Origin of the sequence: Streptococcus cristatus (assembly GCF_008369405.1) — a bacterium.
In the GTDB taxonomy this organism is placed as follows: Bacteria; Bacillota; Bacilli; order Lactobacillales; family Streptococcaceae; genus Streptococcus; species Streptococcus cristatus_G.
On sequence record NZ_VSJJ01000007.1, the window covers coordinates 14,280 to 38,805 of the forward strand.

Consider the following 24,526-nt stretch of genomic DNA (forward strand, 5'->3'; position numbering starts at 1 on the left):
CACAAATTTCATGAATCATCTTCTTTTGTTCATATGAACTTTCTATATTTCTATCTTTTTTATCGATCTTCATTTTCTACACTAGGTCTACTATAACGCTGAAGAAAACTAAAAAAGACCAGGAAAATTTTCCTGATCTTAATTTTCAGATTAATCGAAGTCAAGATATTCTTTTTCAAGTTCAAGGACTTCTTCCATCGTTGCACATTCAGTCAATGCGCGTTGTGCAAGTTCTTCCATCTTCTTCGTATCCAATTTCTTCATAAGGCTACGAGTCCGAAGGACAGAAGTGGCACTCATAGAGAATTCATCCAAGCCCATTCCGACAAGAAGCGGCACAGCTGTTTGGTCACCAGCCATTTCTCCACACATACCTGCCCATTTGCCTTCAGCGTGAGCTGCCTTGATAACGTTGTTGATCAAGCGAAGGATTGATGGGTTGTATGGTTGGTAGAGGTATGAAACTTGTTCGTTCATGCGGTCAGCAGCCATTGTGTATTGGATCAAGTCGTTAGTACCGATAGAGAAGAAGTCAACTTCTTTGGCAAATTGATCCGCTAGCATTGCTGCTGCTGGAATTTCAATCATGATACCTACTTGAATATTGTCCGCTACAGCAACACCTTCAGCTTGCAATTTTGCTTTTTCTTCTTCGTAAACTGCTTTAGCTTTACGGAATTCTGTCAAGAGGGCAACCATTGGGAACATGATACGCAATTGTCCATGTACAGAAGCACGCAAGAGAGCGCGGATTTGTGTACGGAACATGGCGTCACCAGTTTCAGAGATAGAGATACGCAATGCACGGAAACCAAGGAATGGGTTCATTTCATGCGGCATATCGAAGTAAGGAAGTTCCTTATCTCCACCGATGTCCATCGTACGGACAACCACTGGTTTTCCATTCATGCCTTCCAAGACAGCCTTGTAAGCTTCGTATTGCTCATCTTCTGTTGGAAAGTCTTGTGAATCCATGTAAAGGAATTCTGTACGGTAAAGACCTACGGCTTCAGCACCATTTGCATTGACACCTTCAACGTCTTTTGGTGTACCGATATTAGCAGCGAGTTCAAAGTGTTTGCCATCAGCAGTCACTGTTTGAGCATCTTTCAAGAGAGCCCATTCAGCTTTTTGCTTCGCATAAGCTTCACCAGCTGCCTTGAATGCTGCTGCCTGCTCTTCAGTTGGGTTAATGATAACTTCACCAGTGATACCATTTGCTGCAATGATATCGCCGTCTTTAACGAGTTCAGTGATATTATTGGTTCCCAATACCGCTGCGATTTCAAGCGTACGCGCCATGATTGCAGAGTGGCTTGTACGTCCACCGATATTGGTTACAAACGCTTTAACAAATTTCTTGTCTAATTGAGCTGTATCAGAAGGAGTCAAGTCATGTGCAATGACAACTGATTCTTCATTGATAGAAGCTGGATTTGGTAATTTCTTGCCCAAAAGGTTTGCCAAAACACGCTTCGTCACGTCACGAATGTCTGCCGCACGTTCTTGCATGTATGGATTGTCTTCCATACCTTCAAAAATAGCGATAAACATGTCTGTAACTTCTTTCAGACCAGCTTCCGCATTTACTTTCTTAGTACGGATCGTTTCTTTGATTTGACCAACCATTTCAGGGTCAGCGAGTACCATTAAGTGAGCGTCAAATACTTGAGCCGCTTCCTCACCAAGGCTATCTACTGCTTTCTCACGGATAACAGAAAGCTCGTTCTGTGAAGCTTCAAGAGCTGCATCCAAACGAGCCTCTTCTGCATTCGTATCATCGACTGAAACAGTCTCAAATGACAAATCCGGTTGAACTAATAGATATGCCTTAGCAACAGCAACACCATCAGATGCCGCAATTCCTTTAAGCATTTCTGTCATTTTCTTATGCCAATCCTTCTTTTTCCATTGTTTCTGAGATAGCAGCGATAGCATCATCCGCGTCTGCACCTTCAGCTGAGATTGTAACGTCAGCACCTTGGCCAACGCCAAGACTCATAACACCCATGATTGATTTAAGGTTTACTGATTTACCTTTGTACTCAAGAGTGATATCTGAAGCAAATTTGCTAGCTGTTTGTACCAACAATGTTGCTGGACGCGCGTGAATACCTGTTTCTGCCACAATGTGGAAATCTTTAGAAGCCATAGTTAGACTCTCCTTTAAAATAATTCTTTTTGAGTTAAAGTGATAACCCTTACAAATTGATATTATATCACTTTTTGAAATCTTTTTCAAGAATTTTATAGCCCGCTTACAAAATATTTCGTTAGAGTTTGAAAATGAATTCTGTTTTAAAATAGTAAATTAAATCGTCAGCTCCCTCTCTTTTCTAAATAGTTTCAAGGCTTTCTTCCTTATAATGAATTCTTCTTGGTCTAGCTTCCCTTAAAGTACAGTAAGCGCTGTTACTTCTTGTGGTTATTTCTCTTTGTTTCGATGTTTTACACACTATATATTGTATCTCAATAGTTTCTATAAGAAAATATCATACAATATTTAGTTCAAAACTGTTGACATCGAATTCGCTTTTAGATATACTAGTTTCAGATTAAAATTTAAGAAAATGAAAGTATAGAGGAATTATCTAATGGTAACTATTTACTCTAAAAACGATTGTGTTCAATGCAAGATGACCAAACGTTTTCTTGATACCAACAATGTGGAATATCGCGAAATCAACCTTGATGAGCAACCAGAATACATCGACCATGTTAAAAACCTCGGTTTCAATGCAGCGCCTGTTATTCAAACGCCAACTGAAGCATTCTCTGGTTTCCAACCTGGCAAACTTAAAAAATTATCATAATCTCGTCAGTATTTAGAGCTTTATTGCCGCTCCTATCATTCGTAGGAGCCCTTTATATTGTTAAAGCAAAAACCATTTTAGAAAAAGGAAAATTATGGGACTCAAACACTTAGAAGATGTGACTTACTTCCGTCTAAATAACGAAATCAATCGTCCAGTCAATGGGCAAATTATGCTTCACAAAGACAAAGAAGCCTTGGATGCCTTCTTTAAAGAAAATGTTGAACCAAACACGATGAAGTTTGCTTCTATTACTGAAAAAATTCAGTATCTAATTGAAGAAAACTACTTGGAAAAAGAATTTATCCAGCTCTATTCACCTGAATATATTGAAGAGTTAGCTGCTTTTATCCATGCTCAAGATTTCAAGTTCAAATCTTTCATGGCAGCCTACAAATTCTACAACCAGTATGCGCTGAAGACAAATGATGGTGAATACTATCTGGAAAGCATGGAAGATCGGGTACTCTTTAACGCCCTCTACTTTGCTAACGGAGATGAAGCCATTGCCAAGGATATTGCCAATGAAATTATTCACCAGCGCTATCAACCGGCTACACCAAGCTTCCTCAACGCTGGTCGGGCTCGTCGCGGCGAATTGGTTTCCTGCTTCCTCATCCAAGTAACAGATGATATGAACTCAATCGGCCGCTCCATCAACTCTGCCCTGCAATTGTCTCGTATCGGAGGCGGAGTCGGAATTTCCCTCAGCAATCTGCGGGAAGCCGGGGCTCCTATCAAGGGCTATGAGGGTGCTGCGTCTGGCGTTGTGCCTGTTATGAAACTGTTTGAAGATAGCTTCTCCTATTCTAACCAGCTGGGCCAACGTCAGGGGGCTGGGGTTGTTTACCTCAATGTCTTCCACCCAGATATCATCGCCTTCCTTTCTACCAAGAAAGAAAATGCTGACGAAAAAGTTCGGGTTAAAACCCTCTCACTCGGTGTCGTCATTCCAGATAAGTTCTATGAATTGGCGCGTAAGAATGAAGATATGTACCTCTTCAGCCCCTACTCAATCGAACATGAATACGGTGTACCATTTGCCTATATCGATATCACAGAGAAATACGATGAGCTAGTTGCCAATCCTAAGATCACCAAGACTAAGATCAAGGCCCGTGATTTGGAAACAGAGATTTCTAAATTGCAACAAGAGTCTGGCTATCCGTATGTCGTAAATATCGATACAGCTAACCGTTCAAATCCAATTGACGGTAAAATCATCATGAGCAACCTTTGCTCTGAAATCCTGCAGGTACAAGAGCCTAGCCTTTTAAATGATGCACAAGAGTATCTCCACTTGGGAACAGATGTGTCATGTAACTTGGGATCTACAAACGTTGTCAACATGATGACTTCGCCTGACTTCGGAAAATCCATCCGAACCATGACACGCGCTCTTACTTTCGTTACTGATAGTTCACACATTACAGCTGTGCCTTCGATTGACCATGGTAACAGTCTGGCCCATACCTTTGGTCTGGGAGCTATGGGACTGCACAGCTATTTGGCGCAGCAACTGATTGATTATGGATCAGCGGAAGCTGTAGAGTTCACTAGCATCTACTTCATGCTCATGAACTACTGGACCTTGGTTGAGTCTAACAATATCGCTCGCGAGCGCGGTGTGACCTTCCACAACTTTGAAAAATCTGACTATGCCAACGGCACTTACTTTGACAAATACCTGACGGGTGAATTTGTACCTAAGTCTGACCGTGTCAAAGAACTTTTCAAAGATATCTTTATCCCAACCGCTGCTGACTGGGCAGAACTTCGTGACAAGGTAAAAGCGGACGGTCTCTATCACCAAAACCGCCTAGCTGTTGCACCAAATGGCTCTATCAGCTACATCAATGACGTTTCTGCTTCAATTCACCCAATTACCCAGCGGATCGAAGAACGTCAGGAAAAGAAAATCGGTAAGATTTACTATCCTGCGGCAGGTTTGTCAACTGAAACCATTCCTTACTATACTTCTGCCTATGACATGGACATGCGCAAGGTTATCGATGTCTACGCAGCTGCAACTGAGCACGTTGACCAAGGACTTTCACTGACACTCTTCATGCGCAGCGATATTCCTAAAGGCCTCTACGAGTGGAAAAAAGAAAGCAAGCAAACAACCCGCGACCTTTCTATCCTGCGTAACTATGCCTTCAACAAGGGAATCAAGTCCATCTACTACGTCCGCACCTTTACTGATGATGGCGGCGAAGTAGGCGCTAACCAATGTGAAAGCTGTGTGATCTAGCAAGTACCGAATTGCCAAACTAGGTCACTTAGTTCAACCAAATAAGCAATTTTTGAAAACGCCTATCGCAATGTTGCTGAAGGAAACAGTTTCCTTCACGACATAAGCAAGTATTAAAAATTTAAAGCGAGATTATCATGGAAACTTACTATAAAGCCATAAACTGGAATGCCATCGAAGATGTCATCGACAAATCAACTTGGGAAAAGCTGACGGAGCAATTCTGGCTCGATACTCGTATCCCTCTGTCAAATGACCTAGACGACTGGAGAAAACTTTCAAACAAAGAAAAAGACTTGGTAGGAAAAGTCTTTGGTGGGTTGACTCTTCTTGATACCATGCAATCTGAAACGGGTGTACAGGCTCTTCGCTCAGACATCCGTACACCGCATGAAGAAGCAGTTTTCAATAACATTCAATTTATGGAATCTGTCCACGCAAAATCTTATTCTTCTATCTTTTCTACCTTGAATACCAAGGCTGAAATCGAAGAGATCTTTGAATGGACTAACACTAACCCCTACCTACAAAGAAAAGCAGAAATTATCAATGAAATCTACCTCAATGGTAGCCCCCTTGAAAAGAAAGTTGCCAGCGTCTTTCTTGAAACCTTCCTCTTCTACTCTGGTTTCTTTACTCCCCTCTACTATCTTGGCAATAACAAGCTGGCCAACGTTGCGGAAATCATCAAACTGATCATCCGTGATGAGTCTGTTCACGGAACTTACATTGGTTACAAATTCCAACTTGGTTTCAATGAATTGCCTGAAGAAGAGCAAGAAAAGCTCAAAGAATGGATGTACGACCTTCTCTATACCCTCTACGAGAACGAAGAGGGCTATACAGAAAGCCTCTATGACGGTGTTGGTTGGACCGAAGAAGTCAAAACCTTCCTTCGCTACAATGCCAATAAGGCTCTCATGAACCTGGGACAAGATCCACTCTTCCCAGATTCAGCGGATGATGTCAATCCTATCGTCATGAACGGGATCTCAACAGGAACATCCAACCACGACTTCTTCTCTCAAGTCGGAAATGGTTACCTTCTTGGTGAAGTTGAAGCCATGCAAGACGACGACTACAACTATGGTTTAACCAAATAATTTGCAGACACTAGAAAACGACTAACTTGCTCATCAAGTTAGTCGTTTTTTATCATTTATCATCAGCTAGTGCTTTCGTCCTTAGCTATTTCACGATCCTCTTTCTTAGGAGCTAGCGGTTCATAGGCACGGATAATCTGTGCCACTACTGGATGGCGAACCACATCCTTGGCTGAGAAATGCACAAAGTCAATCTGTGAGATGTTTTTCAATTTCTCTTGAGCGTCGATGAGGCCAGATTTGACATTGCGAGGCAGGTCGATCTGACTGATATCTCCATTGACAATCATCTTGGACTGGAAGCCGAGACGAGTCAGAAACATCTTCATCTGCATAATGGTGGTATTCTGTGCCTCGTCCAGAATCACAAAGGCATCATCCAGCGTCCGCCCCCGCATGTAGGCTAAAGGTGCAATCTCAATGATTTCTCGCTCCATGAGGCGCGTCGTCTGGTCCTTGCCCAAAATCTGATACAAGGCATCATAGACTGGACGCAGATAAGGATCCACCTTTTCCTTAAGGTCACCAGGCAGAAAGCCTAGACTCTCACCAGCTTCTACTGCTGGTCGCGTCAAGATGATTCGTTTGGCTTGCCCACGCTTGAGAGCCGTCACCGCTAAGGTCACCGCTAGAAAGGTCTTCCCTGTTCCAGCTGGTCCGATCCCAAAGACAATATCATGATTTTTGACACTGTCCACATAGATTTTTTGACCAAGTGTCTTGACCCGAATCGGCTTGCCATAGCTGTCCTTGATAATCTCTTCTTCGTAAAGAGCTACAAACTTATCAATCTCGTCATTTTTGACCATGGTAATGGCTGTTACCACATCGGGCGTTCCGATAGTCATGCCACGATTGACCAAGACCAAGAGAGCCTGAATGACCTGGCGAGTCTCCTCACAGGCAGCCTCCGTGCCCAAAATCTGAACAATCTCGGTTCGGGCATGAATGGTAACCTGCAATTCCTGCTCCATCAGGCGCAGATGGCGTTCGTTAGAGCCAAAGAGATGAAAGGCATCATCTGGATGACCTAGTTTCAATTCTACTGAATGTTCCTGCAAACAAAGAACCTCTCTATATTAATTTTTTGAATGAATTATTTTTATTATATCAAAGCAAGCGGAAAATGACTATCCCCAGCCACTATCCACTCAATGGGCCTGATACTCTTCCCAAATCGCATCGAACTCGCCCAAGTTAAAGGAAAAATTTGCATGCTCCTCTAGAAAGCGGCTGACCTCATCAAAATCATCCGTGTGCTTGGGAAAGGCCGTATCCTGAAATGCCAAGTCCGCCAAAATAGCCTTTGGCTTATTACTTTTGGGATTACGCTCCGTCATCAGCCAGCTGTAAAAAGATTTTCTCATTTACACTAACTCCGTTCCAGTCGGGTCCTGCTTGATTTTACCAGCTTTCATCAGCCCACCCAGAGCTTTTTTAAACTGGCCTTTGGAAATGCCAAAGGTAGCCTTAATGTCGTCTGGTGAAGATTTATCGTTCAAAGTCATGAAGCCGCCATTGCTCTCCAGATAGGTCAGGATCATCTGGGCATCGTTTTCCAGCATTTCAAAGGAGCGAGGCTTGAGGGAGAGGTTAAGGGTGCGGTCTACTTCACGGAAGCCAATTACTCGTGCATCCAATACCTGCCCCAGACGTGGCTCTGCATAACGCTCGCTTGGATGGATAAAGCCCAGCATATTATTCTCTGGCAGGTAGACAAAGGTACCAGAAAGCTTGAGACGATAAACGATGGCTGGCCAATTTTGATTCTGCATGTTATTGTAGGCAGGACGAGCCAAGCGCTGGAAGTCCTCCTGATAGGCCAGCTGTCCCCAGATGCGGTCTTTCTTATCCACATCCAGACGAATATAGAGGCGATCTCCCTTTTTTGGCCAGAGTTCCTTGATTTCTGGCAAGATGTCTAGTGACACCACGATTTGCTTATCTGGCAAACCGGTATCGACAAAGACGCCCAGATCCTTGCGAACCTCCGTCACTGTTCCCCAACCAAACTGCTCTTGAGTAGCTGTGACTTCAAGAGTCGTTAGGCGAAGCTTCTGCTTCATATCGCTGTAAGCAAAGCCCTTGACAGATTGACCGAGCTCATGCGGTCCCTCTTCCTTAGAAAGCGCATAAGTCTGTCCGTCCTTCTGAACGAAGTAAAACCGATCGTTTTCATCTGTGATAATCCCCACGATGAAGCTAGCAAGATTTGTATTCATATAGTCCTATTTCTACCTTGCTTCTTCAAACTGCAAGGATTTTAATGTTAAAACAACTCAGTCAGCCAAAGCCAACTGAGTTTTGATTCTGCTAAAATATTAAACTTCTAGAAGTTCTTTTTCCTTATTCGCTGTCATATCATCGATATGTTTGACAGCATCATCAGTGACTTTTTGGATATCTTTTTCAAGAATCTTCAATTCATCTTCAGTGATTTCTTTGGCTTTCTCCTGCTTCTTAGCTTCGTCCATCGCATCACGGCGGATGTTACGGATCGCAATCTTAGCATTTTCACCGACTTTTTTCACTTCCTTAGCCAAGTCACGGCGAGTTTCCTCAGTCAAGGCTGGAATAACCAAACGAATGACAGAGCCGTCACTAGATGGGGTAATACCTAAGTCAGATGCATTAATCGCACGCTCGATATCCTTGATAGAAGACTTATCAAAAGGCGTCACCAAAAGCACACGCGCTTCTGGAATCGTAATAGAAGAAAGCTGGTTAAGCGGTGTCTCTACTCCATAGTATTCCACATGGATACGATCCAAAAGGCTAGCATTGGCGCGACCTGCACGGATGCTACCAAATTCACGCGCCAAGCTTTGGTGCGAGTGGGTCATTCTTTCTTTTGCTTTTTCTACAATTGCATTTGCCATTTTCTTTTCTCCTGATTTTTATAAATTATTTGAGACAGTTGTCCCGATTTGCTCGCCAAAGACTACTCGTTTGATATTGCCAGGTTCATTCATATTAAAAACAACTAGGTCAATATCATTGTCCATAGAAAGGGTAGAAGCAGTCGAGTCCATGATGCGTAAGCCTTTGTTAATAACGTCACGGTGGGTCAATTCATCAAACTTCACAGCTGTTTTATCCTTGTTTGGATCGGCATTATAGACTCCATCTACACCATTTTTAGCCATGAGGATAGCATCTGCCTCAATTTCCGCAGCCCGCAGAGCAGCTGTCGTATCTGTTGAAAAATATGGTGAACCAATACCAGCACCGAAAATAACGATCCGACCTTTTTCTAGGTGACGAAGAGCACGTCCACGAATATAAGGCTCAGCTACCTGCTGCATGGCAATTGCTGTTTGAACGCGGGTGTCAACGCCCACTTGCTGCAAGGAATCTGCCATTACAAGTGCATTCATGACGGTTCCCAACATGCCAGTATAGTCCGCTTGAACGCGATCCATGCCTGCTTCTGCTGCTGGCTCGCCTCGCCAAAGATTACCACCACCGATAACCAAGGCAATTTGAATGCCCAGTTCATGGACTTCCTTGATTTCTTCAGCCATTTTTTGGACAGTGGCGATGTTGATACCCACACCTTTTTCGCCAGCCAAAGCTTCTCCAGATAGTTTAATCAAAATACGCTTATATTTAGGTTCTACCATTTTTCCACTCCTTGTTTTATCTGTACTATTTTACCATAAATTCCACATTTTACCTAGCCCTATTATTCAAAATATTAAATTAAAATACAAAAAGAAAACTTCACCAGATGACTCTAGTGAAGTGATGAACTATTTATAATTTAAAGCACGTTTGAAGGTCTTCCAAGCTCCCAAATCATCTGTCTGCAGGACAAGGCTGGAGTAAATCCGCGCGATGAAAACCGTCATCATAACCGCAAAAGCAGCTGTAATTCCTAGAGAAATCCAAGCTTCCAAGCTGGTCGCATAACCATTGATAGCTCGGAAAGGCATGAAAAAGGTTGAGATGAAAGGAAGATAAGAACCAACCTTCAAAATCACATTATCTCCTGCTGCCCCCAAAGCTGAAACTCCCATGAAGCCGACTAAAATCAGCATGATAACCGGCGAAAGTACTTTTCCTGTATCTTCTGCTCGCGCCACCATCGAACCAAGAAAGGCCGACAAAACGACATACATAAAGATGCTGACAGCTACAAAAGCTAGGGTATTCAAAGACACAGCTTCTCCGATATACTGCTGAATGGCTGGATTACTCTTCAAGACTTGGGATACAAGAGGAATGCTGTCCGCAAAGAGAAAGGCTGCCAGTCCACCAAGCACATAAATGCCCAGATGGCTAAGAATCACTGCAAAAATCCCAATCATACGGGCATAGAAATAATCGGTCGCCTTAATGCTGGAGAAGATAACTTCCATGATTTTTGTGCCCTTTTCACTGGCCACATCTTGGGCAGTAACGCTGGCATAAGTAATCAGAATCATATAGAGCAGGAAGCCCAGCCCCATTGCAGCAAAGGTCTGAACCATCTTCTTACTTTCTTTATTTTCATCAATTTTCTCTTCAAACTGGACTGTCCGTGCAAGAATCTGACTCTGCTCATCTGACAAATTGGCCTGAGCCAAGTTTAAAGCCTGCTGGACCTGAATAAGGGAATTGGACAGAGACATTTTCGTTGCAGCATTCATACTGGTTTCTGCATAGTAGGTCGCATAAAGCTGTCCCTCTCTTTCCTCAATCGTCAAATAACCTGCGATTTTCTTATCTTTTACAGCTTGCTTGGCTGCGGCTTCATCTTTGTACTGAAAACTCAGCTGATCTTCAGCTCTTAAAACTTCCCTGACAGAATCAAGCTGGGTCAGTACTGCTACCTTTTGAGAGGAAGCCATAGAGCTTCCCTGCAGATAACCAATCCCCAAGCTCAGCCCAAGAAAGAGAAAAGGAGACAAGACCATAAAGACAAAACTCCAAGACTTGACATGACGCAGGTAGGTTTCTTTGATAACGATTAACACTTGTTTCATACTTCCACCCCTGATTCTAATTTGAAAATTTCATCAATTGTCGGTGCCTGCTGGTCAAAAGTTGCCACATAACTTCCCTTGGTCAAGCGATCAAACAATTCAGGACCAGCTGTTTCGTCGTCCAAAATCAATTTCCAGATTCCTTGCTTGGTCTGCGTCGCCTTGACAACGTGAGGCAGGGCTTCTAATTCAGCCTGGGACAGGTCACTTGAAACGAAAAGACGAGTCTTGCCATATTGGTTGCGGACTTTTTGCACATCCCCATTGAGGACCACTTGCCCGTCACGAATCATCAGGACATCATCGCACAGCTCTTCCACATTTGTCATGACATGATCCGAGAAAATAATCGTCGCTCCGCGCTTCTTCTCCTCAACAATGACTTCCTTCAGGATTTCAGTATTGACGGGATCCAGACCGCTGAAGGGCTCATCTAAGATGATCAAGTCTGGCTCATGCAAGAGCGTGATAATCAGCTGAACCTTTTGCTGGTTCCCCTTGGACAAACTCTTGATTTTGTCGGTTAATTTGCCCTTGACCTGGAGCTTTTCCATCCACTGGGGCAGTTTTTCTTTGACAACAGCTGTCGGCACACCCTTTAGATTTGCCAGATAGCGCACTTGCTCAAAGACCGTCAGCTTGGGCATCAGGCTTCTTTCCTCAGGCAGATAGCCAATCCTATTATAGGTCTCCTGCTTGATAGCCTGCCCTTCGAAACGAATCTCTCCACTATAGTCTAGGAAGCGCAAAATACTGTGAAAAATCGTTGTTTTCCCAGCACCGTTTTTCCCAATCAAACCAAGGATATGCCCCGGCTGGGCTTCAAAATCAATACCGAACAGCACTTGCTTTTGCCCAAAACTTTTTTCTAGTTTTTCTACATGCAGCATATGAAACCTCCTATTATGATACTAAGATTATTATACTACTTTGAAAGCAGTTTTTCATCTTTTTGTCCTACTATACAAGAAATTTTCTCTCTATTTTTCATAAATAGAATATGAAATTCACTTCAGCTAGCACCACAAAAAAATGAGGCTCGAAAACCTCATTCGTTTAACGTATTTTATTCATCGCTCTTTATTGACAACCCAGTTGAGAAGCTTGGTCAGAAGAACCCAAAGAACAATACTGATGGTGACAATGTAAAGCCAAGCATTCTTGTCCGTTGCCCAAGGTAGGGGCACATTCATACCAAAGAAGCCAGTGATGACTGCTAGAACTGCCAGAAGAACCGAAATAATGGTCAAGACAGTCAAATTATCATTCAGATTGTTGTTCAGGATATTATTGTAGGAGCCCGAAAGCTGGCTAAGAACCTGAGCAATCAAATCCGTCATTGAAACCAGCTGACGTGCCTCAATCATGGCATCTTCAAACTGCTCGGTTTCTAGTTCATCAAAGCCACGATAAACAGCATGTCTCTTGATGTGCTCCAGAAGTATAGTATTTTGCTTGGATGCCGCCACCAGATAGACCATGGAGGTTTCCAAGTCAGAGAGGGCAAACAAGTGCTTTTTAGTAGTTTTCTGACGCAAAAGTCGGTTAATCTCATCCTTGCGCTTGTCCATCTGCTCAATGACCGGATAGTAGGAATTGGAAATCAACTCCAGACTGGCAAAAAGAAATTTATAAACCGACACAGGCTCATGATTCTCCGTATAGGCTTTCATTATATCAACCACATAGGCATTGTCTTGATTGCTGATCGTAATGAGACGATCCTGCTGCACCACGAAAGTCATCGGAATGGTCTCATAGTAGTCCTTCTCTGTCGCTAAGTTCAGGACATTATAGATGAAAAGAACTGTCCCATTCTCACGATTGTAGTCCATGTGAGCCCGCTCGTTTTTATCCAGCGCATACTCGATGGTTTCCAGGTCGATATTGTAATCCTGATAAATCTGTCCATTCTTTTTAACATCATCTGAGTCAATGTTGATCCAGACAGATTGGTCTTTTAGTTTTCTTTCCAGAAACATAGAACTCCTTTCTGGGATCTAGAATGATTGTCTAATAGCTCACGCCTAATGTCCACACTTAGCCTCATAGCTAAAGCTCCTATATCCTGACAATAACCAAGCAAATCGGTTTCATTTGCCAAACGTAGTTAGGTAGCCTGACTATTACGACGTAAAGTTTTACGAATCGATACTATTCGTAAAACTTTACTAGTGGAGCGCCTAGCCAAGTTCCATAGAAACTTGGCGTTAGTTACTTAGATTGTTACACAATCAAGTAACTTTGGTGATCTACATTTTCTCTTCCAACTCTACATCTGGATATTTATCCGCAAACCAGCGTAGGGCAAAGTCGTTTTCAAAGAGGAAAACTGGTTGGTCGAAACGGTCTTTAGCCAAGATATTGCGGCTTGAGGACATCCGTTCATCCAAGTCCTCAGGCTTGATCCAACGAACGGTCTTTTTACCCATTGGACTCATGACCACTTCTGCATTGTACTCGCCTTCCATACGGTGCTTAAAGACTTCAAACTGGAGTTGTCCGACAGCTCCTAGCATGTACTCACCAGTTTGGTAATTCTTGTAAAGCTGAATGGCTCCCTCTTGTACCAACTGCTCAATCCCCTTATGGAAGGATTTTTGCTTCATGACGTTCTTAGCAGAAACTTTCATGAAAATCTCAGGTGTAAAGGTTGGCAGTGGTTCAAACTCAAACTTGTTTTTTCCAACCGTCAAGGTGTCTCCAACCTGATAAGTACCGGTATCGTAAACCCCGATAATATCTCCTGCCACGGCATTGGTCACATTCTCACGACTTTCCGCCATAAACTGGGTAACATTAGAAAGCTTGGCAGTCTTCCCAGTACGAGGCAGATTGACACTCATGCCTCGCTCAAATTCGCCCGATACGATCCGAACAAAGGCAATGCGGTCACGGTGACGAGGGTCCATGTTGGCTTGGATTTTAAAGACGAATCCTGAGAAATCCTTGTCATAAGGATCGACAATTTCTCCGTCTGTTTTCTTGTGTCCATGAGGTTCTGGAGCAAATTTCAAGAAAGTTTCAAGGAAGGTCTGCACACCAAAGTTAGTAAGAGCTGAACCAAAGAAGACTGGTGTTAATTCACCCGCTAAAATAGCTTCTTCTGAGAACTCGTTCCCAGCTTCGTTTAAAAGTTCAATATCATCTTTGACTTGCTCGTAGAAAGGATTGCTTCCAAAGAGCTTGTCCCCTTCTTCCAGACTGGCAAAGCGTTCATCCCCTTTATAAAGTTCCAAGCGTTGGTTATAGAGGTCATACAAGCCTTCAAAGGCTTTCCCCATCCCGATTGGCCAGTTCATAGGGTAGCTAGCGATACCCAAGACTTCTTCCAATTCTTGCAAGAGGTCTAGTGGCTCACGTCCATCACGGTCCAGCTTGTTCATAAAGGTAAAGACGGGAATTCCACGGTGTTTCACAACCTCAAATAATTTCTTGGTTTGAGCCTCGATACCCTTGGCAGAGTCCACGACCATGACCGCAGCATCCACCGCCATCAAGGTCCGATAGGTATCTTCAGAGAAGTCCTCGTGCCCTGGTGTGTCAAGGATGTTGACGCGTTTTCCGTCGTAGTCAAATTGCATAACAGATGAAGTGACCGAAATCCCACGTTGTTTCTCGATATCCATCCAGTCAGACTTGGCAAAGGTCCCTGTTTTCTTACCTTTTACAGTACCAGCCTCACGAATTTCGCCCCCAAAGTAGAGCAACTGTTCAGTGATGGTCGTTTTCCCCGCGTCCGGGTGGGAAATAATGGCAAAGGTACGTCGTTTCTTAATTTCTTCTTGTAAAGTCATTTTCTTCTCTTTCTTTCATTTTAGGATAATGGTGAATGTAAGTATTTTTATATTTTACATTGGAGTATTCTAATCCTTTCAACCTACCTATTATAGCGGATTTGGCGCTTTTTTTCAATTATCTGAAGAACATAAAAATCGCTCTTCCAAGCGATGCTATTCTTTACATTTGGCTAACTTGTCTTAAAATTTGACAATGACACTGCTAAAGGGGAAAATTGCAAAGGTTAAGATTAAAATCAGATTTAAGAAAAGTCCTGCCAAATTAACTTGACAGGAGCTACAAAATTTCATTTTAAACAATTTCTAGCTGCTTTTTCCAGCGTTTCTTAAATATTTCATCAAAAAGAAGCAAGGCCGCGGACAAAATAATCGACACAGCTAGATATTTTACTAAAAGATTGTGCTGACTGATAAAAGGCGGGCTTTTTAGCAGACCGTAATTCCCACCCGTCACTTGATTGACAGCGACAAGAAAGGCATCAAGCACAAAAGTGTAGAGGACAATCATGTATTTCTTGAGCTGGGTCTTGTCGTAGTGATTCATCAGATAAATCAGGGAATTAACCAAGAGGGCATAGTGACCAATCAGGAAAGAGAAGCTAGTAATATGCGGGAAATCATAAGGATCGAAAACTGGGTAGCCAAGGGCAAAAACTGCTCCGCTGGCTCCTAGAAGAGCAAAATACTGCTTGCTGGGCCATTTATCTGGCAGAAAGACTACCGCAAACATGGCCAAACGACAATGGTACAAAGGCAGGCTATTGGCCAGAGGAAGCTGAAAACCTACATACCAACTATAAAGAATTGCCAGTTGGCACAACTGAAGGATTTTCATGCTTTTGACAAAGCTAGGATTCTTATGGTATTTTATCGATGCGTAGATGGATAGCAAAAGCAGTGCCATCATCAAAGAGTAGGCCAAAGCTGAAACAAAAGGTGGTTCAGTTTGGTTGGTAGTCAAAAAATGATGCATCCAGTTTCCTTTCTACTTTTAAAATCTGTATAATCTAGCTCCTAGGAAACTATGGAGGCTAGCCAGACTTTTTCTAGTTGCTAGAGAAATCAGCTTCTCTTAAAATTCTTATTGGATCAATCGCTCTGCCTGTCTTTCCTTCATTTCTTTGAACAAGTAAGAAAATAGAAGCAAGGCAGCCGCTAAGACCATCGACACAATCAGATAGTTGCCAAGCATACCATGATCTCCTACCAGAGGTGGCTCCTTTAAGAAACCGTAGTTTCCTCCAAATACAATATTTGCAAGCAGGATGAGAAAGTCTAAGCCAAAGGTGATTTCTACAATACGGCGATAGGACAGATTGAGTCTGTCATAATGCTTTATCAGGTAGATAATCGAATTGCCTAATAGAGCCAAATGACCGATGAAAAACGAAAATAGGGTTATATGCGGAAATGGGTAGGGATCCAAAATCGGATAAACAATGGCACAAATCGGTCCAAATACTCCCAATAAGGCGAAATATTGCTTATAAGCTACTTTATCTGGCAGTAGCAAGACAGCAAACATCGCCACTCGACAATGGTACAAGGGGAGACTCTCTGACAAAGGCTCCTGAATAGCCAAGTACCAGCCATACAAAGAGACTAATTGCACGATTTGGGCAACTCTAAAAAAAGTCTGCACTTTCTTTTGCTCAAAATAACGACTAGCAACATAGATGACGGACACTAGGCTCATCATGAGCAGAATATAAGCAAAAGGCGTCATCACAGGCGGTTCTGTTTTGTGACTAGTAAAAAAATCTAGTAAATTCATCTTTAAAATTTTCATCCTAATACATAATTTTTAAGGACATTGGGCTTGCTGTTCCTAGCAAAGTCCTTCATTTCTTTTTAAAAAGTTTTTCAACTTTCTAGAGTAATAGCTTCTGGCCCTTATAACTCTGGACAGATTGAGCTAGATTATCTGGTCTACTAGATATAAGCATCCAGTCAGCATCAACTTCAATCTAGTCTATATATTGTTCTTGCTGATTCTGATAAATATCCCAGAGAAGCTGCATCTGCTCTTTTGTTATCCTTTTCTCGGATAAAAGAGGCAAATCCTGTGGGTCAAAGAAACTCAGCTCAGCGATTTCTAAATTGGGCTGAAAATCTCCCTCTTTCAGCTGACATTCAAACACGAGCTTGACATACTGCTTACTCTGTGGCTGAAATTTATTGCTATCAAAGACAGCCAGCAAGCGTACTACGCTAGCTTGAAATCCAGTTTCTTCCTGAATTTCTTTTACAATATTTTCTTTGGGAGATAAGCCTACTTCGCAGAAACCACCCGGCAGAGCCCATGTCTCCTCTTGCTGTCCTCGTACTAGACAAATCTTGCCCTGCTGAACGATAAAAGCTCGGACATCGACCAAAGGAGTCGCATAAAAATCTGTCGGACGGAGCAAGTCAGACAGCTCATCCGGTTCCAGATGGCTGGTCTCGCTGAGCAGCTGATTCAGATTGTCTCTGATATCCGCATAGCGTTCTCGATCAAAGTCACTGGCTGCAAAAGACAAACCTGTATCCGTTATAGCCAGCAGTCGTTGCAGAATTAAAGCTGTATCACTTGTCCCCATGCTCCAAGACCTCCACTAGTTTATCCAACTTCATCGAATTACTGCCCTTGAGCAAGATTTGGTCGGAGGATTGCAACCAAGTCTTAACGGTCTTGGTCAAATCTTCAAACTGATCTTTGTCAGCATTTTTGACAAAATAATGCACCCGATTTGGTGGGTAGATTTCCCGAGCATAGACATAGAGGGCTTCCATATCCTCTCCATAGAGGAAAAGATCGGTGATAATCTCTGGATTGAGACTGGTAATCATGGCTCCGTGCATCAGCTTGGAGTCAGCACCCAGCTCTTTCATATCGGCTAATACTGCAGCCTTGCGGCCATCCTGACTGGCTGGAATCGTTGAGAAAGTCTCAAGAATCAAGCGCATAGCTGTTGGATTGGCATTGTAGACATCTGACAGGATATCGGCTCCATTAGCTGCCTTCTTCCACTCGGTTCGATTGCGGGTCAATTCCAGCTGGGCAAAAGCCTGACGGATCGCCGACTCACTGACACCCTCCTGCAAGGCAACGTAAGACGCAATCATGGCGTTAGTCGCATTGTATTTGCCAGTCACGGGCAAGTCAATCGCCTGCTCCAGAAAATTCGCTTCAAAGGTCAAGCTGTCTTTGCGCTCTTCCAAGCGAGTCAAGTAAATATCTGCATCTGGCCCAAAGCGAACCACTTTTTGCTGGTCTGGCAGAAAATCATTGACGATCTTATCAGCCGGAGCCAAAAGCAGACCACCTTTCTTCATGCCATCCGCAATCTGCATCTTGCCTTTAGCAATCTCCGTACGGCTTCCGAAAAATTCTAAGTGAGCTTCGCCAATCAAGGTCACAATTCCAGTCTTTGGCTTGGCAATTTCAGACAGAAGATGGATATCCCCCAAGTGATCCTGTCCCATTTCCAAAACTAGCTTTTCTGTATCATCTGGCATATGGAGCACCGTGTAGGGCAGACCGATCTCATTATTATAGTTGCCTTGAGTTTTATAGGTTTTGTAGCTAGTAGCCAATAGCTGTGCCAGCATGTCCTTGGTTGTGGTCTTTCCATTGGAGCCTGTCACAGCGAGCACATCTACGCCTGTCTTTTCCAGATAGTATTGAGCCAAAGCTTGAAAGGCCGCTAGCACATCATCGACCAAGACATAAGGTCCTTCTGCTATTGGACGCTCAGACAAGGTAGCCGCAGCTCCCTGAGCGAAGGCTGTCGCGATAAAGTCATGGCCGTCACGCGCGCCCTTGAGCGGGATAAAAAGATCCCCCGCCTCAATCAAACGGCTGTCAAATTCAGCATTTCTAAAAGTCACATTTTCAAACTGACTGACATCATTTTTCGCAGCCAAGACTTCTGCTATTTCATATAAATCTAATTTCATATTTTTAACTCATTTTTCCGCTTTTTCCCAAAAAAGAAGGGAGTGAGGCCAAACTCAATGTTGAACATTCAGTCTGTCATCTCAGTCCCTCTATTATATCATATTTATAAAAGATGCGCCTCTCTCTTAGCAAAGGCCTCTTCAGCTAGATTTACCAAGTTCTCAATCAAATCGGAATAAGACAGTCCCATATTTTCCCAAAGTAAAGGATACATAGACCATTGGGTAAAGCCAGGCATGGTATTGAGCTCATTGAGGAAAATGTCGCCATCCTCTGTGTAGAAGAAATCACAGCGCGCCAATCCCTGTCCACCCAAGGCACGAAAGGCTGTCTCAGCATTTGTACGCATGACTGCAATAACCTCGTCCGAGATTTTCGCAGGAATGTCCATGGTAATCTTATTGTCAATATACTTGGCCTCGTAGTCGTAGAAAGCCACATCCTTGACTACTTCACCCGGCAAGGTGCTCTTGACAGCATAATTTCCTAAAAGGCCAACCTCAATCTCACGCGCATTGACACCCTGCTCGACCAAGACACGGCTGTCGTACTTGAAGGCTAAGTCCAATGCTGCCCGCAACTCCTCTTGATTATCAGACTTGGAAATGCCCACACTAGAACCCATATTAGACGGTTTGGTAAAAATCGGATAAGTCAATTTTTCTTCGATTTCGGCAATTTTCTCTTCCAGATTTTCGCCCTCAATCACCGCTACATAAGGCACCTGCGGGATTCCAGCAGACTCCAGAATGCGTTTGGTGGTAATTTTGTCCATAGCAACACTTGAAGACAAGATATTGCAGCCCACATAGGGAAGCCGCAGCACTTCAAGAAAGCCTTGAATAGAGCCATCCTCGCCCATTGGGCCATGCAGAACAGGAAAGACAACTGCATTTTCCTCATAAATATCACTCGGTTTCACTTGCCGTGAAAAATCAACCGTTTCATTGGTCATGAGCTTTTCATCTGCAGATGGCTTTTCTGTGAATTCCTGCGTCTTGATAAAATCGCCAGCTTTTGTGATGAAATAAGTCTTGACAGAAAATTTGTCATAGTTGATAGCTCGCATGACACTCTCAGCCGACAAGACTGAAACTTCTCGCTCAGCACTACGGCCACCGTATAGTAAAATCAAGGTTTGTTTGACCATTATCTTATCCTAACATTTCTAGCTATAAGTTCATTTTGGGTTGCCCCATCTTCTTTTTAGACTGTTTCAGTATACCATATTTCCCAGCATTTTTGAATAGAAAAAAGACTTCCAAAGCTGTTTTTCAGCAGGAAATCTTTCTTTCATCTTACAATTCTGTCCGATTTTCAATCGCTCGGAGCAAGGTTACTTCATCTGCGTATTCGATATCAGCGCCCACAGCCAGTCCGCGAGCCAGACGAGTCACCTTGATACCCGCAGGCTTGAGCACACGAGAAATATACATAGAAGTCGCTTCTCCGTCAGCCGTTGCATTAGTAGCCACAATCACTTCCATCACTTGGCTGTCCATCAAGCGAGTCAAGAGACTCTTGAGGTTGATATCATCTGGTCCTACACCGTTCATAGGAGAAATGAGGCCATGGAGGACATGATAAAGGCCGTGGTATTCTTGGATATTTTCCATGGCAGACACATCGCGGCTATCCTCAACGATCAAAATCACAGTCTGATCGCGCGTTTGATCCGTACAGATAGCACAGGGATCATCGTCCGTCAGATTACCGCAGATAGAGCAGTAGGTCAGCTCGCGCTTGGCAGCTAGTAGATTTTTGGCAAATTCATTGACATCATCGTCACTCATTCCGATGGTATAAAAAGCCAGACGAGTAGCTGTCTTGATGCCGATACCCGGCAGCTTGGAAAAGCTATCAATCAATTTGGCGATAGGAGTTGGATAAAGCATAATAGTAATAGTTGAGCAGTAAAATCTCGATCCGATTCTACTGCTTTTCCTTTCTAATTCATAGGGTGCTGTTGATTATAAAGGTTGATAATATCACGGGTAATACTGTGGCTGACCGTTGAGGAAAGGTCAGTATTGTGCGGAAAGACCACGGCTACAGCTATTTTAGGATTATCGCTTGGTGCATAGGATACAACATTGGTGTTGATAGCAGATGTACCACCGTTGACAAAAGTTTCGGCAGTCCCTGTTTTGGCGCTGATAGAAACCATAGCACCCTGCGCAATCGTCCGTCCAGTTGTAAAGCCACTCCATCCATTGACCACCTGATAAAAACCTTGTTTTATCAGAGCCATATTTTCCTCAGAAATATTGACCTGATTTAGTTCTTTTGTTTCCTTCTTCTCAATCAAGTCTCCCAGTCCACCTTGGTCATTGTTGGCGTAAATGCCTTCAACCAGATGCGGAGCTACCCGTTTGCCGTTATTGGCTACCGTCGACGCATATTGAGCCAACTGAAGTGGGGTGTAGTTATCAAACTGACCAAAAGCATCCGTAATATAATTGCTGACTGTGAAGTTTTTGGGAATATAGCCTGTAGATTCTGTCGGTAAATCAATTCCTGTCTCAGTCCCTAGACCATATTCTGCAAAAGTCGAACGGAGTTTTTTCATTGAAGCATCGACATTGTTATTTCCTAAAGCCATATTTGGGCTATATGGAGTCCCCAGCATATTTAGGGCCACCTGAACCATATAGGTATTAGACGAGTATTCCAGAGCCTCCACCGCCGTAATAGAACGTGAACCGTAGGCCGTAAACCAAGAATTGATGGGAGCAGAACCCGCGAAAAGAATCGGCTGATCAACCAAGGATTGATTTCCTGAAATGGCTCCGTACTGCCAACCAGCTGTTAAGGTAGCCGCTTTAACGACAGAACCAGGAACAAAGACATTTGTAATGGTACCCAGCGCATCCGCTGAGATATCGCCTGTTTCCAGATCGTGCTTGACACCAGCCAGGGCCAAGATTGACCCTGTATTGGGATCCATAGCCACGGCATAGACACCTTCTGAATAGGTGGCATTACCTTTGGCTAGCTCCATATTAAAGGCATTTCTGAGAACATCCTCAACTCCCTGCTGGAAGGTCAGATCTACGGTTAGCTTCAGGTTGTTCCCTTTGCTTCCCTCGGAAATGGTCTCAACGCTCTCCATGTTGCCATTTTTGTCCAGCCGAATTTCTTTTTCTGCTCGTTTTCCTTGTAAAACAGACTCATACTCTTTTTCCAGATAAGAAATTCCCACTCGGTCATTCAGAGAATAGCCCTTCTTGACATAGTCATCCGCTTCCTCAGCTGGCAGACCTGTTTTTTCGGTTGAAATTTGACCAACAATTGAAGCTAACGATGTTTCCAAGACTTTTCGATTCCAGCTGGTTGAAATACTAATACCCGGAAGCTCTTTGCCGATGGACGCAATTGTAGCGACCTGCTCCTTCGTCAAGTCATCCGTCTGAATCGTCCCTGTTGAAAAGTTTGGCACGGCATTCATCTGGCTAAATAGAGCGATAATCCTCTTTTCCTCATCTGTATAGCCTAGCTGGCTTGGATCAATACTCTCTGCTGCTGCCTTATAGATCTTAGCTTCAGGCAAACGATTGCCATCCGTATCAAATTTATCTTCCTTAGGTAATTTTTCAACCACTTCACGGTAGACCCTATTATCCGCCAGATAATAGTCAACTTCTTGGCGCTCGGTCACCTTTAGATCCGATACAGATACATATTGCAGTAACTTTTGTGCTGTTTCACGGATTTCTTCTGCTGTCAGTTTATTGTCTCGCGTAAAGGTCACCACTTGCTTGGTTGTATTCTCCACCAGGGGCTTGCCCGAAGCGTCATAGATTTGCCCACGAACCGAACTCGATTTAATCTTCGTTTTACTTGCTTTAGCTAATTTATCTGTATAAAATTCTTGATTGACGACCTGCATGTAGCCCAGACGAGCGATCAGCACCAAAAATAAGGCTCCGACAATTCCAAATAGAAGGTAGAGTCGGCCTGTGATAGAATGACTATCAAATTTTCTCTTAGACATTTCTTCTCTCATCCTCGTAAAAATCTATCTTTTATTTTACCACATTTCCCCAGCAATGAAGCATGGAAATCTAAAAGGATCGAAAAAGAATTTTTCTCCAACAATGAGAAAAAGCCCTGCTAGGCAGAGCTTCATAATCAATTATTTTCCAAGGTAGTATTCAGCAACTACGTTTAATTTTTCGTCAAATTCGAATACCAATGGTGGGAAGTTAGGGATTTCCACATCCATGATTTCGTCATCTGACAAGCGTTTGATGTGTTTTACAAGGGCACGGATTGAGTTACCGTGAGCTCCTACGAATACGTTTTTACCATCTTTAAGTGCTGGAGCGATCTTGTCTTCCCAGAATGGAAGTGCACGTTCCAAAGTCACTTTCAAGTTTTCAGCATCTGGAATGACTGAGTCGTCAAGTGAAGCGTAACGACGGTCAGTGTGAGCTGAATGCTCATCATCGCGATCCATGTTTGGAGGCAATACATCGTATGAACGACGCCAGATGTGAACTTGCTCATCACCAAATTGCTCAGCTGCTTCAGCCTTGTTTTTACCAGTCAAACCACCGTAGTGACGTTCGTTCAAGCGCCATGATTTTTCAACTGGAACCCAAAGTTGGTCAGCTGCTTCAAGCGCCAAGTTTGTTGTTTTGATCGCACGTTTCAAAACTGAAGTATAAGCTTGGTCAAATTCTATACCAGCTTCTTTGATCAATTTACCAGCGTCGATTGCTTGTTGTGTACCTTTTTCAGAAAGATCTACATCAGCCCAACCAGTGAAAAGGTTAGCTTTGTTCCATTCAGACTCACCATGGCGAGCAAAAACCAATTTTACCATTAGATGGATTCTCCTTTTATTTTCCGGGGTTTACCCCGTTTATCTATTCTATTTTACAAAATTTTCTCTCAAAAATCTAGTCTCAGTGAGATATTTGTGAAATTTTCCACTTGCTCAGACTTTTGAAAAAATCAATTCTCACTCAAGACTTCTAGCTAGCCACTTGTTCTTGCTGGGCGCACTCTGGACAAATACCATAAACGACCATCTGGCTCTTCGTGATTTGATAGCCCGTCTGCTCTGCTGCTTCCTGCTGAACGTCTGGCAAATCCAAGTCCATATCTGCAATTCGACCACATTTTTCACAAATAACATTGAGGTGCTGATGCCCCATAAAATCATAATAGGTCGTCGTGTCATTTCGGACTTTGAGCTCAGATACAAAGCCCTCATCAATCAACACTTTTAGGTTGTTATAAACAGTCGCCAAGCTCATATTGGGAAATTCAGGCAAGAGGGCTTGGTAAATCATCTCTGCACTAGGATGGTCATGACTGCTGATGATAAAAGCAATCACGGCCTTTCTCGTCTCTGTAATTCGAACACCTTTCAGCCTCAGATGTTCGATTACTTCCTGATAATTCTTTTCATATTCTTCATGCATCTTCTCTATACTCCATCTACATTCATTTCTAGCTTATTTCCATTATATCATGACAAACATAGATTTTCTATTAAGAATGATTGTAAATAAGGAAAAATATTAATCTGCCTAATAGACCTATTCATTTTAATTAAGTAGATTTTTGCCTCAAAGCACGATATGATAGAGATGTTAACAAACATGTAAGCGCTTAAATTATTTGACATGTCAGCTTTAT

The 24,526-nt window shown here is 43.1% G+C and carries 23 protein-coding genes; 3 read left to right on the forward strand and 20 right to left on the reverse strand.

What is annotated here, in order from left to right; genetic code table 11:
- Positions 1–150 precede the first annotated feature (150 nt).
- Positions 151–1,884, reverse strand: coding sequence for a phosphoenolpyruvate--protein phosphotransferase (gene ptsP, locus FXF62_RS06930; protein ID WP_061910896.1), 1,734 nt, complete (start codon positions 1,882–1,884; stop codon positions 151–153).
- A gap of 4 nt (positions 1,885–1,888) precedes the next feature.
- Positions 1,889–2,152 carry a phosphocarrier protein HPr gene (locus FXF62_RS06935; RefSeq protein WP_005589589.1) on the reverse strand — a complete coding sequence of 88 codons (264 nt, stop codon included), beginning with the start codon at positions 2,150–2,152 and terminating at the stop codon, positions 1,889–1,891.
- Between the two features lie 442 nt (positions 2,153–2,594).
- Between FXF62_RS06935 and nrdH the strand changes: the two genes are divergently transcribed.
- From nrdH to nrdF, 3 genes are all read left to right on the forward strand, one after another.
- On the forward strand, positions 2,595–2,813 hold the full coding sequence (nrdH, locus tag FXF62_RS06940) for a glutaredoxin-like protein NrdH (protein ID WP_149518195.1): 219 nt from the start codon (positions 2,595–2,597) through the stop codon (positions 2,811–2,813).
- A 94-nt stretch (positions 2,814–2,907) separates the two neighbouring features.
- Entirely contained in the window at positions 2,908–5,067 is a 2,160-nt protein-coding gene (nrdE, locus tag FXF62_RS06945; protein ID WP_149518196.1) for a class 1b ribonucleoside-diphosphate reductase subunit alpha, read from the forward strand.
- Positions 5,068–5,204: 137 nt separating this feature from the next.
- On the forward strand, positions 5,205–6,170 hold the full coding sequence (nrdF, locus tag FXF62_RS06950; RefSeq protein ID WP_062004188.1) for a class 1b ribonucleoside-diphosphate reductase subunit beta: 966 nt from the start codon (positions 5,205–5,207) through the stop codon (positions 6,168–6,170).
- Between the two features lie 62 nt (positions 6,171–6,232).
- Here nrdF and FXF62_RS06955 read toward each other — a convergent pair whose 3' ends face one another.
- The 18 genes from FXF62_RS06955 to FXF62_RS07040 all read right to left on the reverse strand — a co-directional run bounded on the left by FXF62_RS06955 (position 6,233) and on the right by FXF62_RS07040 (position 24,309).
- Complete coding sequence (locus FXF62_RS06955; protein ID WP_149518197.1) at positions 6,233–7,231, reverse strand: PhoH family protein; 999 nt, start codon at positions 7,229–7,231, stop codon at positions 6,233–6,235.
- A gap of 90 nt (positions 7,232–7,321) precedes the next feature.
- Complete coding sequence (locus FXF62_RS06960; protein ID WP_005589581.1) at positions 7,322–7,537, reverse strand: YozE family protein; 216 nt, start codon at positions 7,535–7,537, stop codon at positions 7,322–7,324.
- Positions 7,538–8,392, reverse strand: coding sequence for an RNA-binding virulence regulatory protein CvfB (gene cvfB / locus FXF62_RS06965; RefSeq protein ID WP_015604550.1), 855 nt, complete (start codon positions 8,390–8,392; stop codon positions 7,538–7,540).
- 99 nt (positions 8,393–8,491) lie between these two features.
- The gene (frr, locus tag FXF62_RS06970; RefSeq protein ID WP_149518198.1) at positions 8,492–9,049 is read right to left on the reverse strand and encodes a ribosome recycling factor; all 558 of its coding nucleotides are present in this window, start codon (positions 9,047–9,049) and stop codon (positions 8,492–8,494) included.
- 18 nt (positions 9,050–9,067) lie between these two features.
- A complete protein-coding gene (gene pyrH / locus FXF62_RS06975) occupies positions 9,068–9,793 on the reverse strand; it encodes a UMP kinase (protein WP_005589574.1) in 726 nt (241 codons plus the stop codon).
- Positions 9,794–9,922: 129 nt separating this feature from the next.
- On the reverse strand, positions 9,923–11,137 hold the full coding sequence (locus FXF62_RS06980) for an ABC transporter permease (protein WP_149518199.1): 1,215 nt from the start codon (positions 11,135–11,137) through the stop codon (positions 9,923–9,925).
- Entirely contained in the window at positions 11,134–12,027 is an 894-nt protein-coding gene (locus FXF62_RS06985) for an ABC transporter ATP-binding protein (RefSeq protein ID WP_149518200.1), read from the reverse strand. Before FXF62_RS06985 ends, FXF62_RS06980 begins: the two co-directional genes overlap by 4 nt.
- Positions 12,028–12,207: 180 nt before the next feature.
- Complete coding sequence (locus FXF62_RS06990) at positions 12,208–13,119, reverse strand: magnesium transporter CorA family protein (protein ID WP_015604546.1); 912 nt, start codon at positions 13,117–13,119, stop codon at positions 12,208–12,210.
- Between the two features lie 270 nt (positions 13,120–13,389).
- Positions 13,390–14,934 (reverse strand): peptide chain release factor 3, encoded by a 1,545-nt coding sequence (locus tag FXF62_RS06995; protein ID WP_149518201.1) that lies wholly within the window; start codon positions 14,932–14,934, stop codon positions 13,390–13,392.
- A 295-nt stretch (positions 14,935–15,229) separates the two neighbouring features.
- Positions 15,230–15,910: a YwaF family protein gene (locus FXF62_RS07000; RefSeq protein ID WP_149518202.1), complete on the reverse strand. Its 681-nt coding sequence runs from the start codon at positions 15,908–15,910 to the stop codon at positions 15,230–15,232.
- A 108-nt stretch (positions 15,911–16,018) separates the two neighbouring features.
- Positions 16,019–16,711, reverse strand: a complete 693-nt coding sequence (locus FXF62_RS07005) for a YwaF family protein (RefSeq protein WP_149518203.1) — start codon at positions 16,709–16,711, stop codon at positions 16,019–16,021.
- Positions 16,712–16,904: 193 nt separating this feature from the next.
- Entirely contained in the window at positions 16,905–17,516 is a 612-nt protein-coding gene (locus tag FXF62_RS07010) for an NUDIX hydrolase N-terminal domain-containing protein (RefSeq protein WP_149518204.1), read from the reverse strand.
- Entirely contained in the window at positions 17,503–18,876 is a 1,374-nt protein-coding gene (locus FXF62_RS07015) for a UDP-N-acetylmuramoyl-tripeptide--D-alanyl-D-alanine ligase (RefSeq protein ID WP_149518205.1), read from the reverse strand. Before FXF62_RS07015 ends, FXF62_RS07010 begins: the two co-directional genes overlap by 14 nt.
- Before the next feature lie 104 nt (positions 18,877–18,980).
- Positions 18,981–20,027 (reverse strand): D-alanine--D-alanine ligase, encoded by a 1,047-nt coding sequence (locus FXF62_RS07020; RefSeq protein WP_149518206.1) that lies wholly within the window; start codon positions 20,025–20,027, stop codon positions 18,981–18,983.
- A 148-nt stretch (positions 20,028–20,175) separates the two neighbouring features.
- The gene (recR, locus tag FXF62_RS07025; RefSeq protein ID WP_005589561.1) at positions 20,176–20,772 is read right to left on the reverse strand and encodes a recombination mediator RecR; all 597 of its coding nucleotides are present in this window, start codon (positions 20,770–20,772) and stop codon (positions 20,176–20,178) included.
- A 53-nt stretch (positions 20,773–20,825) separates the two neighbouring features.
- A complete protein-coding gene (gene pbp2b / locus FXF62_RS07030) occupies positions 20,826–22,883 on the reverse strand; it encodes a penicillin-binding protein PBP2B (protein ID WP_149518207.1) in 2,058 nt (685 codons plus the stop codon).
- Between the two features lie 129 nt (positions 22,884–23,012).
- A complete protein-coding gene (locus tag FXF62_RS07035) occupies positions 23,013–23,705 on the reverse strand; it encodes a phosphoglycerate mutase (RefSeq protein ID WP_045498451.1) in 693 nt (230 codons plus the stop codon).
- Positions 23,706–23,856: 151 nt separating this feature from the next.
- Positions 23,857–24,309 carry a Fur family transcriptional regulator gene (locus tag FXF62_RS07040; protein WP_125373544.1) on the reverse strand — a complete coding sequence of 151 codons (453 nt, stop codon included), beginning with the start codon at positions 24,307–24,309 and terminating at the stop codon, positions 23,857–23,859.
- Positions 24,310–24,526 lie beyond the last annotated feature (217 nt).

Excerpts from the sequence above, each read along its gene's own strand:
- nrdE (WP_149518196.1), top strand. The coding sequence starts at position 2,908 with ATGGGACTCAAACACTTAGAAGATGTGACTTACTTCCGTCTAAATAAC.
- FXF62_RS07015 (WP_149518205.1), bottom strand. The coding sequence starts at position 18,876 with ATGAAATTAGATTTATATGAAATAGCAGAAGTCTTGGCTGCGAAAAAT.
- ptsP (WP_061910896.1), bottom strand. The coding sequence starts at position 1,884 with ATGACAGAAATGCTTAAAGGAATTGCGGCATCTGATGGTGTTGCTGTT.
- nrdH (WP_149518195.1), top strand. The coding sequence starts at position 2,595 with ATGGTAACTATTTACTCTAAAAACGATTGTGTTCAATGCAAGATGACC.
- FXF62_RS06985 (WP_149518200.1), bottom strand. The coding sequence starts at position 12,027 with ATGCTGCATGTAGAAAAACTAGAAAAAAGTTTTGGGCAAAAGCAAGTG.
- pyrH (WP_005589574.1), bottom strand. The coding sequence starts at position 9,793 with ATGGTAGAACCTAAATATAAGCGTATTTTGATTAAACTATCTGGAGAA.
- nrdF (WP_062004188.1), top strand. The coding sequence starts at position 5,205 with ATGGAAACTTACTATAAAGCCATAAACTGGAATGCCATCGAAGATGTC.
- FXF62_RS06980 (WP_149518199.1), bottom strand. The coding sequence starts at position 11,137 with ATGAAACAAGTGTTAATCGTTATCAAAGAAACCTACCTGCGTCATGTC.
- FXF62_RS07010 (WP_149518204.1), bottom strand. The coding sequence starts at position 17,516 with ATGGGGACAAGTGATACAGCTTTAATTCTGCAACGACTGCTGGCTATA.
- pbp2b (WP_149518207.1), bottom strand. The coding sequence starts at position 22,883 with ATGAGAGAAGAAATGTCTAAGAGAAAATTTGATAGTCATTCTATCACA.
- FXF62_RS06935 (WP_005589589.1), bottom strand. The coding sequence starts at position 2,152 with ATGGCTTCTAAAGATTTCCACATTGTGGCAGAAACAGGTATTCACGCG.
- FXF62_RS06990 (WP_015604546.1), bottom strand. The coding sequence starts at position 13,119 with ATGTTTCTGGAAAGAAAACTAAAAGACCAATCTGTCTGGATCAACATT.
- FXF62_RS06995 (WP_149518201.1), bottom strand. The coding sequence starts at position 14,934 with ATGACTTTACAAGAAGAAATTAAGAAACGACGTACCTTTGCCATTATT.
- cvfB (WP_015604550.1), bottom strand. The coding sequence starts at position 8,392 with ATGAATACAAATCTTGCTAGCTTCATCGTGGGGATTATCACAGATGAA.
- FXF62_RS07035 (WP_045498451.1), bottom strand. The coding sequence starts at position 23,705 with ATGGTAAAATTGGTTTTTGCTCGCCATGGTGAGTCTGAATGGAACAAA.
- FXF62_RS07020 (WP_149518206.1), bottom strand. The coding sequence starts at position 20,027 with ATGGTCAAACAAACCTTGATTTTACTATACGGTGGCCGTAGTGCTGAG.
- FXF62_RS07005 (WP_149518203.1), bottom strand. The coding sequence starts at position 16,711 with ATGAATTTACTAGATTTTTTTACTAGTCACAAAACAGAACCGCCTGTG.
- frr (WP_149518198.1), bottom strand. The coding sequence starts at position 9,049 with ATGGCAAATGCAATTGTAGAAAAAGCAAAAGAAAGAATGACCCACTCG.
- FXF62_RS06960 (WP_005589581.1), bottom strand. The coding sequence starts at position 7,537 with ATGAGAAAATCTTTTTACAGCTGGCTGATGACGGAGCGTAATCCCAAA.
- FXF62_RS07040 (WP_125373544.1), bottom strand. The coding sequence starts at position 24,309 with ATGCATGAAGAATATGAAAAGAATTATCAGGAAGTAATCGAACATCTG.
- recR (WP_005589561.1), bottom strand. The coding sequence starts at position 20,772 with ATGCTTTATCCAACTCCTATCGCCAAATTGATTGATAGCTTTTCCAAG.
- FXF62_RS07000 (WP_149518202.1), bottom strand. The coding sequence starts at position 15,910 with ATGCATCATTTTTTGACTACCAACCAAACTGAACCACCTTTTGTTTCA.